At 61.1% G+C, this 13527-nt stretch carries 13 protein-coding genes; 4 read left to right on the top strand and 9 right to left on the bottom strand.

Features of this window, described 5'->3' with window-relative positions:
- The first annotated feature begins 129 nt into the window (after positions 1 to 129).
- Genes recG through ACQZ5N_RS23375 form a run of 4 tightly spaced genes read left to right on the top strand, consistent with a single transcriptional unit; the run spans position 130 to position 3212 of the window.
- A complete protein-coding gene (gene recG, locus ACQZ5N_RS23390; RefSeq protein ID WP_448734267.1) occupies positions 130 to 2235 on the top strand; it encodes an ATP-dependent DNA helicase RecG in 2106 nt (701 codons plus the stop codon).
- A gap of 12 nt (positions 2236 to 2247) precedes the next feature.
- Positions 2248 to 2520, top strand: coding sequence for a hypothetical protein (locus ACQZ5N_RS23385; RefSeq protein ID WP_142779351.1), 273 nt, complete (start codon positions 2248 to 2250; stop codon positions 2518 to 2520).
- A gap of 54 nt (positions 2521 to 2574) precedes the next feature.
- Positions 2575 to 2832 carry a type II toxin-antitoxin system Phd/YefM family antitoxin gene (locus tag ACQZ5N_RS23380; RefSeq protein WP_269832625.1) on the top strand — a complete coding sequence of 86 codons (258 nt, stop codon included), beginning with the start codon at positions 2575 to 2577 and terminating at the stop codon, positions 2830 to 2832.
- On the top strand, positions 2829 to 3212 hold the full coding sequence (locus ACQZ5N_RS23375) for a type II toxin-antitoxin system VapC family toxin (protein ID WP_448734266.1): 384 nt from the start codon (positions 2829 to 2831) through the stop codon (positions 3210 to 3212). Before ACQZ5N_RS23380 ends, ACQZ5N_RS23375 begins: the two co-directional genes overlap by 4 nt.
- Position 3213: 1 nt before the next feature.
- On the opposite strand, the gene ACQZ5N_RS23370 is transcribed toward ACQZ5N_RS23375, so the two are convergent.
- The 9 genes from ACQZ5N_RS23370 to ACQZ5N_RS23330 form a co-directional block, all read right to left on the bottom strand.
- Positions 3214 to 3882 (bottom strand): DUF502 domain-containing protein, encoded by a 669-nt coding sequence (locus ACQZ5N_RS23370; protein ID WP_020012801.1) that lies wholly within the window; start codon positions 3880 to 3882, stop codon positions 3214 to 3216.
- A gap of 13 nt (positions 3883 to 3895) precedes the next feature.
- Positions 3896 to 4399, bottom strand: coding sequence for a GNAT family N-acetyltransferase (locus tag ACQZ5N_RS23365; RefSeq protein ID WP_269832627.1), 504 nt, complete (start codon positions 4397 to 4399; stop codon positions 3896 to 3898).
- The gene (gene glmS, locus ACQZ5N_RS23360; RefSeq protein ID WP_448734265.1) at positions 4396 to 6222 is read right to left on the bottom strand and encodes a glutamine--fructose-6-phosphate transaminase (isomerizing); all 1827 of its coding nucleotides are present in this window, start codon (positions 6220 to 6222) and stop codon (positions 4396 to 4398) included. The genes ACQZ5N_RS23365 and glmS overlap by 4 nt, the downstream gene beginning before the upstream one ends.
- 102 nt (positions 6223 to 6324) lie before the next feature.
- On the bottom strand, positions 6325 to 7686 hold the full coding sequence (glmU, locus tag ACQZ5N_RS23355) for a bifunctional UDP-N-acetylglucosamine diphosphorylase/glucosamine-1-phosphate N-acetyltransferase GlmU (protein ID WP_448734264.1): 1362 nt from the start codon (positions 7684 to 7686) through the stop codon (positions 6325 to 6327).
- A 223-nt stretch (positions 7687 to 7909) separates the two neighbouring features.
- A complete protein-coding gene (locus ACQZ5N_RS23350) occupies positions 7910 to 8647 on the bottom strand; it encodes a FadR/GntR family transcriptional regulator (RefSeq protein WP_031233913.1) in 738 nt (245 codons plus the stop codon).
- Between the two features lie 211 nt (positions 8648 to 8858).
- Complete coding sequence (locus tag ACQZ5N_RS23345; protein WP_003523439.1) at positions 8859 to 9932, bottom strand: BMP family ABC transporter substrate-binding protein; 1074 nt, start codon at positions 9930 to 9932, stop codon at positions 8859 to 8861.
- A gap of 35 nt (positions 9933 to 9967) precedes the next feature.
- On the bottom strand, positions 9968 to 10888 hold the full coding sequence (locus ACQZ5N_RS23340) for an ABC transporter permease (RefSeq protein WP_448734263.1): 921 nt from the start codon (positions 10886 to 10888) through the stop codon (positions 9968 to 9970).
- Complete coding sequence (locus tag ACQZ5N_RS23335; protein ID WP_448734262.1) at positions 10888 to 11979, bottom strand: ABC transporter permease; 1092 nt, start codon at positions 11977 to 11979, stop codon at positions 10888 to 10890. Before ACQZ5N_RS23335 ends, ACQZ5N_RS23340 begins: the two co-directional genes overlap by 1 nt.
- Complete coding sequence (locus tag ACQZ5N_RS23330; RefSeq protein ID WP_448734288.1) at positions 11969 to 13525, bottom strand: ABC transporter ATP-binding protein; 1557 nt, start codon at positions 13523 to 13525, stop codon at positions 11969 to 11971. The genes ACQZ5N_RS23335 and ACQZ5N_RS23330 overlap by 11 nt, the downstream gene beginning before the upstream one ends.
- Between the last annotated feature and the right edge of the window lie 2 nt (positions 13526 to 13527).

The following is a 13527-nucleotide window of genomic DNA, read 5'->3' as shown; positions in this document are numbered from 1 at the left end:
GGAGGCGAACGCTTGGGAACCGGTTTTTATCGAAATAATGCCACGGCGGTGAAAATCTGCCGGTGATAACCCGCCTTTGTGGCCAGCGAAGTCTTGCATAAGCCGCCCCCTTCCCCGATTTTGCTGCCCATGCGCCCGGCCATTCTCGATCCGCTGTTTGCCTCCGTCTCCACCCTTGCCGGTGTGGGGCCGAAGCTTGCCGATCTTCTGGCCAAGCTCCTGGGCCGGGAAAACGCCGACGACACCCGCGTGATCGATCTCCTGTTCCACGCGCCATCCAACGTCATCGACCGCCGCAACCGCCCCGGCATTGCGCTGGCCAGCCCCGGCGCCATTGTCACCATTCAGGGACGCATCGACCGCCACCAACCGCCGCCGCCGGGAAACCGTAATGCGCCCTATCGCGTCTTCCTGCATGACGAGACCGGCGAACTGGCGCTGACCTTCTTCCGCGCCAAGGGCGACTGGCTGTCCAAGGCCCTGCCCGTCGATGAAGAGGTTCTCGTCAGCGGCAAGGTGGACTGGTTCAACGGCCGCGCCTCCATGGTGCATCCGGATTTCATGGTGAAACTTTCCGAGGCGGAAAACCTGCCTTTGGTCGAAGCCGTTTATCCCATGACCGCCGGGCTGTCTGCCAAGGTGCTACGCAAGGCAATCGAAGGCGGGCTTTCAAAGCTGCCGGTCTTTCCGGAATGGATCGACGAGACGCTCAAGACCCGGCAGGGTTTCGGCGATGTCGCCTCAAGCTTCCGCGAGCTGCATGACCCGCGCGACAGCGCCGATATCGAGCCGCAGGCCCCGGCGCGTAGGCGGCTCGCCTATGACGAATTCCTCGCAGGGCAGCTCTCACTGGCGCTGGTGCGCCAGCGGCTGCGCAAGGTGGCGGGCCAGCCGATCCGCGCCAAGGGTGATGTCGCCGCCAAAATCCTGTCGCAGCTGCCCTTCTCGCTGACGGCGAGCCAAAGCGCTGCGGTCAAGGATATCCTGACCGACATGGCCGGCGAAGACCGCATGTTGCGGCTGCTGCAGGGCGATGTCGGCGCGGGCAAGACGCTGGTGGCGCTGATGGCCATGGCAACGGCGGTGGAGGCCGGCGGACAGGCGGTGCTGATGGCCCCGACCGAAATCCTCGCCCGCCAGCATTACGCCACCATCTCGAAGCTCGCCAATGCAGCGGGCATCACTGTCGAAGTGCTGACCGGCCGCACCAAGGGCAAGGAGCGCCGCGAGATCGAGGAGCGCGTGGCCTCGGGCGAAGCGCAGATCGTCATCGGCACCCATGCGCTGTTTCAGGACAGCGTCAGCTATAAAAACCTCGTGCTGGCAGTGGTCGACGAGCAGCACCGTTTCGGCGTGCACCAGCGCCTGCGCCTCACCGCCAAGGGCATCACGCCGCATATGCTGGTCATGACCGCCACACCCATTCCGCGCACGCTGGTTCTGGCCGCCTTCGGCGATATGGATGTCTCCAAGCTCACCGAAAAGCCGGCCGGCCGCAAACCCATCCAGACGGTGACGATCCCCACCGAACGGATCGGTGACATCGTGGAGCGACTGCGCGCGGCGTTGAAGGAGGGCAAGAAGGCCTACTGGATCTGCCCGCTGGTGGAGGAAACGGAAGAATCCGACCTGATGTCGGCGGAGGAGCGGCACGCGGTTCTTTCGCAGATGCTCGGCGCCAATATCGGCCTTATCCATGGTCGCATGAGCGGTCCGGAAAAAGACGCCGCCATGCTCGCTTTCAAGAGCGGTGAAACCCGGCTGCTGGTGGCAACGACGGTGGTGGAAGTCGGCGTCGACGTGCCGGACGCGACGATCATGGTCATTGAACACGCCGAACGTTTCGGCCTTGCCCAGCTTCACCAGTTGCGCGGCCGTGTGGGCCGCGGCGACGAGGCCTCCACCTGCATCCTGCTCTATAAAGGCCCGCTCAGCGAAAACGGCCGCGCCCGGCTCTCCATCCTGCGTGACAGCGAGGATGGCTTCCTGATCGCGGAAGAGGACTTGAAGCTGCGCGGTGAAGGCGAGCTGCTCGGCACCCGCCAGTCAGGCACGCCGGGCTTCCGCATCGCCAGCCTCGAGGCCCATGCCGATCTTCTGGAAATCGCCCGCAAAGACGCGGCTTACGTGATCGAGCGCGACCCCGAACTGACAGGCCCGCGCGGCAATGCGCTGCGCACCCTGCTCTATTTGCACCGCCGCGACGAAGCGATCCGCTTCCTGCACGCTGGCTGAAAGTGAACCGCCATGAACATGATCGACCCGCGCCGCCCACCACCCGCCTTCCGCAAGGGCTACGCGCTGTGTTCGCCGCAGAATATTCTGCAACCGGAGACATTTGCGAAGAGCGCGAAAAAGGCAATCGGCAAGGCGTTCAAGAAGCCCGGCCGCAAGAAGGCCTGGAGCCAGGCGCTGGAAGAAGGCTGGAGCGTGCGGCTGGTCTATATGCGGCTTTTCGTTCCCGTATTCCACGCCACGACCACCGGCACGGAAGTGGATGATCTGGATGACGAGGATTGATATGGTCCATTGAATGGACTAATCTAATGCTAACTTTAACACTTGAGGTTAGCGATGCAGATATCCGTAACGGATGCAAAAAGTCAGCTTACCGAACTGGTGCGCCGCGCCGAAGCCGGTGATGAGGTCATTCTCACCCGTCATGGCCACGCCGCCGTGCGGCTGGTTCCGGTCACTGCCGTGGCGGATAAAACATCCCGCAGGGCCGCACTCGCAAAAGTGCGCGCGACCGTTGCCAACAAAGCCGATGATGGCCCGGATGACGCACATAGTCAGGATTTTCTCTATGACGAGCACGGCCTTCCGAAATGATCGTTATCGATACGTCGGCTCTGATGGCGATCCTGCTTGATGAGCCCAAAGCGGATGCCTGCGCCTCAGCTCTCGAAACGGATGAGCCTCTGCTCATTTCCGCCGGTACGCTTGCGGAGGCCATGATCGTGGCTCAGCGGCGCAACCGCAGCCGGGAACTAGAGATGCTGATCGAAGCTCTGAGCGCCGAAATTAGACCTGTTACCCCCAAATCGGCACATGGCGTTTCCGAAGCTTACCGCATCTGGGGCAAGGGCATTCATCCCGCCGGACTGAATTTCGGCGACTGCTTTGCCTACGAGTTGGCGAAAACCGAGGGCTGCCCCCTGCTTTATGTCGGCAACGACTTCTCGCAGACGGACATCCTCGGCGTTATCTAGCTCAAACCGGCGCGATCATCTTCGGCGGCGTGAAATCCGGGGCCACCAGACCGCCGGATATCAGCAGTTTCGCCGCATCTTCCGGCGTCATGTCCAGCATCACGATCTTGTCTTTCGGCACGAACAGCAGGAAGCCGGCTGTCGGCACCGGTGTCGGCGGCAGGAAGACGGCGACCATCTGCTGGCCCATTTCATTGAAACGATGGGCAAGCTCGCCCTTGGCCTCGGAGGCGACGAAGACCATCGCCCAGGTACCGGATGACGGAAACTCGATCAGGCCGACCTTCTTGAAGGAGTTCGAATGCTCCTTCAGGACGGATTCGAACAGCTGCTTGATGCTCTTGTAGATCGGCCGCACCAGCGGCATGCGGTTGAGGATGGATTCGCCAACGCCGAAAATCCATTTGCCGATGAGGTTATTGCCGAGAAAGCCGATGAGGGTGATGCCGATGACGGCGATCAGCAGGCCGAAACCGGGAATAGCCACATCGAAATATTGCTCGGGATCGTAACGGGCCGGAATATAGGGCTTCACCCAGCTATCGGCCCATTGCAGGAAGCTCCACACCAGCCACATGGTGATGGTGACGGGCGCAAGGATCAGAACGCCCGTGAGGAAACTATTGCGCAGCCGGGCTGCGAATGAAATTTTGACTGGAATATCGGTCATTTACCGTTCGGAATTAAGCGTTGTCGCCATCGAAACCCGGATGAAAACCGACAATGCCGGATGGAGTTCCACCATGCAAGCGAAGAACTGTGAAATATTCGTCAGGAATCCCTTCCGCATTCACCCCTTCGACATGGCGAAAACCGAAGCGGCCATAGTAGTCCGGATCTCCCGCGACAACCGCGCCGGAAGCATTCAGACGCTCCAGAACGGCAAGCCCGTCCCTCACCAGCTTTGAACCGACGCCCTGCCCCTGCCGTTCCGGTGTCACGGAAAGCGGCGCGAGGCAGAACCAGCCGGTCTCGCCGCTGGTGAGCGTCACCGGCGAAAAACCGACATGGCCGATAATGCCTTCGCTATCCTCGGCAACCAGTGAAACGGTGAGCGCGCCCGCCCTGCGCAACCGCTCGACGATCAGATGTTCCGTCTTGTCGCTATAATCGACGTTACGGAAAGCATCTTCCGTAACGCGAGCAATCGCCTCTTCATCGCCCTGACGCTCCGGCCGGACGATCATTCCACCGTTACCGATTTCGCCAGATTGCGCGGCTGATCCACATCCGTGCCCATGAAGACGGCGGTGTGATAGGCGAGTAGCTGGATCGGCAGCGAGAAGACCATCGGCGCGATCAGCTCATCGACATTGGGCAGCGTGATTGTCGCCATGGTGTCGAGCTTGGAAGCGGCGGCCCCCTTCTCATCGGTGATGAAGATGATGCGGCCGCCGCGCGCGGCGACCTCCTGCATGTTCGAAACGGTCTTTTCGAAGAAGCGATCATGCGGCGCGATGACAATGACCGGCATGTTCTCATCGATCAGCGCGATAGGCCCATGCTTCAGCTCGCCGGCGGCATAACCCTCGGCGTGGATATAGGAGATTTCCTTGAGCTTCAGCGCGCCTTCCAGCGCCAGCGGGAAGCTGGTGCCGCGGCCGAGATAAAGCACATCCTTGAAACGCGACAGATCGCGAGACAGCGCTTCGATCTGCGGCTGGATGCTGTTGAGAACCTTGCTCATGATACGCGGCATCTCGGTCAGATGGCGAACCAGTTCGGTTTCCTGCTGGGGCGTGATCGTACCGCGTGCTTTTCCGGCAGCAACGGCAAGCGAAGCGAGCACGGCAAGCTGGCAGGTGAAGGCCTTGGTGGAAGCGACGCCGATTTCCGGACCGGCAAGGATCGGGAAGATCGCATCGGATTCGCGCGCCATGGTGGATTCACGCGTGTTGACCACCGCACCGATCTTCAGCCCTTCCTGCTGGCAATAACGCAGGGCCGCCAGCGTATCGGCGGTTTCGCCGGATTGCGAAATGAACAGTGCAGCCTGCGTGGGAACGAGCGGGATTTCGCGGTAACGGAATTCCGAGGCGACATCGATTTCCACCGGCAGACGCGCATAACGCTCGAACCAATATTTGCCGATCAGGCCCGACAGATAGGCCGTACCGCAGGCGGAAATGGCAAGACCGGAAAGCTTGGCGAAATCGATGGCCGTGTCGGCCTGCTTCACGGTCTTGGAAGCGAAATCCACATAGTGGCTGAGCGCATGGGAAATGACTTCCGGCTGCTCGTAGATTTCCTTTTCCATGAAGTGGCGATGGTTGCCCTTGTCGACCACATAGGCCGTCGCCTGCGAGATTTGACGCTCGCGCTTCACCGGCTTGCCCGAGAAATCGATGATTTCCGCACCCTGACGGGTCACGATGGCGCAGTCGCCATCCACCAGATAGGTGATCTCGTTGGTGAAGGGCGACAGCGCGATGGCGTCGGACCCGAGGAACATTTCGCCCCGACCGTAACCGACGGCAAGCGGCGGGCCGGAGCGCGCCGAAAGCAGCGTGCCGGGATCGTCCTTGAACATGACCACCAGCGCATAGGCGCCCGTCACGCGGTTCAGCATCTTCAGCATCGCTTCACGATGGCCGAGACCCTCGCAGGTATATTTCGCCAGAAGCTGCGCCACCACTTCGGTATCGGTCTGGGTGGTGAAGCTCGCGCCTCCGGCGGTCAGCTCTTCGCGCAGTTCGGCGAAGTTTTCGATGATGCCATTGTGGACGACGGCGACGCCGTCGACGAAATGCGGATGGGCATTGGTTTCGTTCGGAACGCCATGGGTCGCCCAGCGGGTGTGAGCGATGCCGACCACACCCGGCAGCGGCTCTTCCGAAAGTCTCTTCTCCAGGTTAAAGAGCTTTCCTTCCGCCCGGCGGCGGTCCATCGCGCCATTGTCGATGGTGGCGACACCAGCCGAATCGTAACCGCGATATTCGAGACGCTTCAGCGCATCGACAAGCCGTTCAGCAACGGGCTGGGTTCCGACAATTCCGACAATTCCGCACATATATTTCTCCAGACGGCGATCTCTTCGCCGAAACTACTAACCGTTCCCGAACAATCCGCAATTATGGCGCCGGTCACTTTCGGTATCGTTTGGTAACGTCCGTCAGGACGACTTTTTCTTCGCTTCCTTCAGCGCCTTCGCCCGCTCGCGCACAACGGTCGCCCGGCCCGGCTTCATCTCCTGCCGCGCGCGCCCGAACGCCAGCGCATCGGCCGGCACGTCATCGGTAATCACGCTGCCGGAGGCGATATAGGCCCCCTCTCCAATGGTGACAGGAGCGACCAGCGACGAGTTCGAACCGATGAAGCTGTTGGCACCGATCCGTGTTTCGGCCTTGTTGTAGCCGTCGTAATTGCAGGTGATGGTGCCCGCACCGATATTGCTGCCCGCGCCGATGAATGCATCGCCGATATAGGTCAGATGGTTGACCTTGGCGCCCTCGCCGATCTCCGCCTTCTTGACCTCGCAGAAATTGCCTACCTTGGCGTTGGCGTGCAGGTTCGCGCCCGGACGCAGCCGCGCATAGGGACCGACGGCCGCACATTCGGCGACATGCGCCCCTTCCAGATGCGAAAACGCATGGATGACGGCGCCCGGCTCGATGGTGACGCCGGGACCGATGACGACATTCGGCTCGATCAAAACGTCCTGGCCGATCTTCGTGTCATAGGAGAGGAAGACGGTTTCGGGCGCAATCATCGAAACGCCGTCCACCATCAGTTCGTGGCGGCGGCGCTCCTGCCAGAGCTTCTCGATAAAGGCCAGTTCGGCGCGGTTGTTGCAGCCGACCAGTTCCGTTTCGGGCGCATCGATGGCGACGGCGCGGCGGCCGAGGGAACGGGCGATCTCGACCACATCGGTCAGATAATATTCGCCCTTCACATTGCTGTTGCCGATCCGGTCGAGCAGGTCCAGCGCGTTGCGGCCGTTGATGGCCATCAATCCGCTATTGCACCAGGTAACCTTACGCTCCACATCGGTCGCATCCTTCTCCTCGCGGATAGCGACAAGTTCGCCATCCTTGACCAGCAGCCGGCCGTAACCGGTCGGGCGGTCGGTATGGAAACCGATGACGGCGACATCGGCACCGGCGGCAATCGCCTCACGCGCCCGGTCGAGCGTTGCAGACGTGATGAGCGGTACATCGCCATAGGCAACGATGAGATCGTCGAAACCGCGTTCGATGGCTGCGCGTGCGGCAAGAACCGCATGGCCGGTGCCCTTGCGTTCCGTCTGCAGGAAAGCTTCGACCTGAAGATCCTTCATGCTTGCGGCGGCAGCGACATTGTCGGCATCGCGCCCGACCACCAGCGCCACCGTGCCGACGCCAGATCCAGCCACCGCCTCAACCACATGGCTGATCATCGGACGCCCGGCGACCGGATGCAGCACCTTGGATTTCGACGATTTCATGCGCGTGCTGTCGCCCGCTGCGAGAATAACGGCTAGAGAGCTGCGCTCCATAAGACCTCCAACACCCAGTCACCGGCCGCAGTGCGGCCAGGACGGCGGCATATGTTTGACTTCACGCCGTCCGGCAAAACGAACGGGCGCATCGGTAATTTCATTCCGGAATTGCTATAACGGCGGCCCACTTAAGAAACCATGCAAATCTGCACCAAATTTCCGCACCGATTTTCATCAAACGTGATTGGAACGGGATCGCATCCCGCTCCCGCGGTGTGATTTATCGCCGGGGGTTGCGGGCAGTGAATTCCAGCACCTGCTGGCGGCCGTTTTCGATCAGCCTTTCCATCTCGCGGCGCGCTGCGGCCTCATCGCGCAGGCGAAACGCCTCCACGAGCCGCAGGTGGGACGCGGAGACGTCGGAAATCTCATTGGGATCGGTTTCCGGGTTGCTCATCCGGAAAATGCCCACCAGAGCCGCCTTTATCAGCGAACCGACGGTGCGCATGAACGGATTGCCGGACATTTCGGTGATGAGCACATGGAAATTCATATCCGCAAGCGCGCGCTTTTCCTTGGAATAGGCCGTATTGCCCATCTCGTTGGCGTAAGCGGCGAGCTTGGCGATATCCGCGTCCTTTGCCCGCGTCGCGGCAAGCCCCGCACCATAGGGCTCGAAGGCCTGACGGATATCGTAAAGATGCAGCAGGAATTCATCGCTGACCCCCGCCTCGAAATGCCAGAGCAGCACTTCGCTGTCGAACATGTTCCAGCTTTCGCGCTCCGTCACCCGGGTGCCGATACGCGCCTTGGGGGAAATCATGCCCTTGGCGGTCAGCGTCTTCATCGCTTCGCGCAGCACTGTGCGCGACACTTTCAGCCGCTCCATCAGCTCGGCATCGCCCGGCAGGATATCGCCCGTTTTGAAGGTGCCGGACACGATATCGAGACCGAGCTTGTGAACGACCTGTGCATGATTTGTCCGCAGCTTTCGAAAACCGATAGCCGCATCGAGCATTCCGCGCTGCAAGTGCCATGTCCTTCCGTTCGGTTGGCGATCTTAAAAATCGCGCCAGACGTGTATATCTCAAGTCAGAATATAGTGAAAAACATCAAGTCGCCTGAAAAGCAAAGGCAAACTTCGTCCACGGCGTAAAACATATGAAAATAACAAAGGCCGCACATGAATTTCATGCGCGGCCTGTTATCGGCGGGAATGGAAAGTCCCGTTATTGCGGCAGCTTGTCGTCCACGCCGGCAACGTAGAAGTTGAGACCGAGCAGAACGCCGTCCTCGGCCTTTTCACCCGCCTTCAGCCATTCCGAACCGTCCTGCTTCTTCACCGGGCCGGTGAAGGGGTGCAGCTCGCCCGACTTAATCTTGGCTTCGGTATCCTCGGCCATCTTCTTCACGTCGTCAGGCATGTTGGTATAGGGCGCCATGGTCAGGATGCCGTCCTTCAGGCCGTCCCAGACGGATTCGGACTTCCAGGTACCATCGAGAAGAGCCTGCGTGCGCTTGATGTAATAGGCGCCCCAGGTGTCCTTGATGGCGGTAAGCTGCGTCTTCGGACCGGCCGCGATCATGTCGGAAGCCTGACCGAAGGCTTTGATGCCGCGTTCGGCCGCAACCTGCATCGGCGCGGTGGTGTCGGTGTGCTGGGTCAGAATGTCGACGCCCTGGTCGATCAGCGCCTTGGCGGCATCGGCTTCCTTGCCGGGGTCGAACCAGGTGTTGGCCCAGACGACCTTGACCTTGAAATCGGGATTGACGGACTGCGCGCCGAGCACGAAGGCGTCGATGCCCATCACCACTTCCGGGATCGGGAAGGAGGCGATGTAGCCGGCGAGACCCTTCTGCGACATCTTCGCGGCGATCTGGCCCTGAATGTAGCGGCCTTCATAGAAACGCGAATTGTAGGTCGCGACATTTTCGGCGGTTTTGAAGCCGGTGGCGTGTTCGAACTTCACTTTGGGGAACTTCTGGGCGACCTTCACGGTCGCATCCATGAAGCCGAAGGAGGTGGTGAACACCAGTTCGCAGCCCGAACGGGCCATGCGCTCGATGGCGCGTTCGGCATCCGGACCTTCCGGAACGCTTTCGAGGAAAGGCGTTTCGATCTTGTCGCCGAAATGCGCCTGCAGTTCCTGACGGCCGATATCATGCGCCTGCGTCCAGCCGCCGTCGGTCTTTGAACCGACATAGATGAAGCAGACCTTCTTGGCGTCGGCGGCTTCCGCCGAGGAAACGACGCCGCCGAGAGCCGCAACGGAAGCGGCGAGTGCGATGACCAGTTTTTTCATTTTTACCCCTGTTGGTTTGGAGACTTGAGACTTCTTTACCTGTCCGGCACGAAGGATTTGCCAAGCGATGCCGGTGTATTGATCAAGGTCGTGCGGCGATTATGCGAGATGATGACCAGCACGACAATAGTTGCGAGATAGGGCAGCGCCGAAAGCAATTGCGACGGCACCCCGATGCCGAAGGCCTGCGCGTGCAATTGGCCGATGGTGACGGCGCCGAACAGGTAACCGCCCGCCAGCACCCGCCATGGGCGCCACGAAGCGAAGACGACGAGCGCCAGCGCAATCCACCCGCGCCCGGCCGACATGTTCTCTACCCATTGCGGCGTATAGACCAGCGACAGCTGCGCACCGGCAAGCCCCGCGCAGGCGCCGCCGAACATGACGGCGAGATAACGGGTGCGGATGACATTGATGCCGAGCGCATGGGCCGAAGCGTGACTGTCGCCGATGGCGCGGATTTTCAGACCCGTGCGGCTCTTGAACAGAAACCAGCCGATGCCGGCGACAAGCGCGATGGAGATGTAGAAGATCAAATCCTGCCGGAACAGCAGCGGACCGAAAAAGGGAATGTCCGACAGCAGCGGAAAGACGATGGGCTGCAGTTTCACACCCGGCAGGCCGACGAAACTTTCACCCAGCATGCCCGAGACGCCGAGGCCGAGAATGGTGAGCGCAAGGCCCGTCGCCACCTGATTGGCAACGAGCGTCAGCGTCAGGAAACCGAAGAGCAGCGAGAAAACCGCACCCGAGGCAATGCCGGCCAGAATGCCGAGATAGGGAGACCCCGTCATATGGGCGGTCGCGAAAGCGCAGACCGCACCCATGATCATCATGCCCTCGACACCGAGATTGAGGACGCCTGAGCGCTCCGTCACCAGCTCGCCGGAAGCGGCGATGACGAGCGGCGTGGCGGCGGTGATGACGGTGAGGAGAATGGCCTGAAGCATATCCATCATGCCGCTCCTTCTTTACGATGCACCTTGCCGGAAAAGACCACCCTGATGCGATAGAAGATCAGCGTATCGCAGGAGAGCACGAAGAACAGCATCAGCCCCTGAAACACGCGCGTCACCTTGTCGGAGACGCCGATGGAAAGCTGCGCCGCCTCGCCGCCGAGATAGGTCAGCGCCAGCACCAGCCCTGAAAGGATGATGCCGAGCGGATTGAGACGACCGAGAAAGGCGACGATGATGGCCGTAAAGCCGTAACCCGGCGAAATGCTGGGCTGGAGATGGCCGATGGAACCGGAGGCTTCCGATATGCCCGCAAGCCCCGCCAGCGCACCGGAAAGCAGCAGCGAAAACCACACCATGCGGCTTGAGGAAAAACCGGCAAAACGCCCTGCCCGCGCCGATTGGCCGAGCACGGTGACCTCAAAGCCTTTCAGCATGTAGCGCATCATGAACCACAGCGCGATGGCCGCGACGATGGCGAAAACGAAACCCCAATGCGCCCGGCCCGATGCCAGCATTTCCGGCAGAACGGCGCTGTCGTTGAAGGGCTTTGTCTGCGGGAAGTTGTAGCCGCCCGGATCGCGCCAGATGCCGCGCGTCAGCCAGTCGAGGAAAAGCTGCGCGACATAGACCAACATCAGGCTGACGAGGATTTCATTGGTGTTGAACTTCGTCTTCAAAAGTGCGGGAATACCCGCATAAAGCGCGCCGCCCACGGCGCCCATCACCAGCATCAAAGGCAAAAGCAGCGGCGAATGCCAGTCGGGATAAAGCACCGGCAGGATGGAACCGGTGATCGCGCCGATGGTGAACTGCCCCTCCGCGCCGATGTTCCAGTTATTGGAGCGATAACAGATCGACAGGCCGACGCCGATCAGGATCAGCGGCGCGGCCTTGATCGCCAGCTCGTGCAGCGACCAGACCTCCAGAAGCGGCTCGACGAAAAAGGCGTAAAGCGCATCCAGCGGGTTCTTGCCGAGCATGGCGAACATGATAGCGCCGACGAGCAGCGTCAGCGTGAGCGCCAGAAGCGGCGAAAGCAGCGTGAAAAGCCTCGAGACCCCTGCCCGTTTTTCAAGCTCAATGCGCATGCTGGGCGGCTCCCGAATGTGTGTGGATGCCGCCCATCAGCAGGCCGATCTTTTCAAGCGTCATGTCTTCCACGGGATGGGTCTCTGACAGCTTGCCGTCGGAAATGACAGCGATATTGGTGGCGACTTCGAAGATTTCATCGAGATCCTGGCTGATAACGATGACCGCCGAGCCCGCTTTGGCAAGATCAACAAGCGCCTGGCGAATGCGGCTCGCAGCGCCGGCATCCACGCCCCAGGTCGGCTGATTGACCACCAGCACGGCAGGCTGACGGTCAAGCTCGCGCCCGACGATAAATTTCTGCAGGTTGCCGCCCGACAGCGACCCGGCCAGCGGATCGGCCCCGCTTTTGCGCACATCCATGGTTTCCGAGATGCGCCGCGCCGCCGCCTTAATGACTGAGCCACGCACGATGCGCAGGAAACCGCCGGTCAGAAACGCCTTGCGGTCGGAGCGCGCCCGCGCCAGCAGCAGATTGTCCGAAAGGCTCATGCCGGGAACGGCGGCGTGGCCGTGGCGCTCTTCCGGTACGAAACCCGCGCCCATCAGCCGGCGGCCATTGATGCCGATACGGCCGACCGGCTTGCCGCGCAGATGGATCGCATCGTTATTATAGACCGGATATTCGCCCGAAAGCGCATCGAACAGCTCGCCCTGCCCGTTTCCGGCAACGCCGGCAATCGCCAGCACCTCGCCGGCGCGTACGGTCATGGAAATCGATTTCAGCGCCACGGCAAAAGGCGTGCGTGGCGCGACCGAAAGCCCCATGACCTCGATCTGCGGCGCACCCAGCGCCTCGCCCGTGGCCCGCGAAACGCTTGCGACATCGCTGCCGACCATCATGCGCGCCAGCGATGCCGGCGTTTCCTTGCGCGGATCGCAGGCGCCCGTCACCTTGCCGTGACGCAGAACGGTGGCGCGGTCGCAGATGCGCTGCACCTCTTCGAGACGATGGCTGATATAAAGCACGGAACGGCCTTCGGCCTTCAGCTTCTCCAGCGTCTCGAACAGCTTATCGGCCTCCTGCGGCGTCAGCACCGAGGTCGGCTCGTCGAGAATGATGAGGCGCGGGTTCTGTAGCAAAGCGCGGACGATTTCGATGCGCTGGCGCTCGCCGACCGAAAGATCGGCCACATGCGCATTGGGATCGAGCGGCAGACCGTAGGCGCGCGACAGCGTTTCCGCTTGCCCAGCGATTTCCTTCAATGAAATTTTCGGATCGAGCGACAGGGCGATGTTTTCAGCGACCGTCAGCGCCTCGAACAGCGAGAAATGCTGGAAGACCATGCCGATGCCAAGCCGGCGAGCCTCACTGGGTGAGCCTACGGAAACCGGCTGGCCCTGCCAGATAATATCGCCCTCGGTCGGTGCGAGAACGCCGAACAGCATCTTGACGAGCGTGGATTTGCCCGCGCCGTTTTCCCCCAGAAGCGCATGGATTTCGCCCGGCGCAATATCGAGATCGATGCCGTTGCAGGCGGCGAAATTGCCGAACAGCTTGGTCAGCTTGCGAACGGACAGGAGAGGCACGGCCTCCGGCGCCAAAG

Source organism: Agrobacterium sp. 22-221-1, from assembly GCF_053522445.1.
This window is presented reverse-complemented; position numbering and strand designations above follow the sequence as displayed.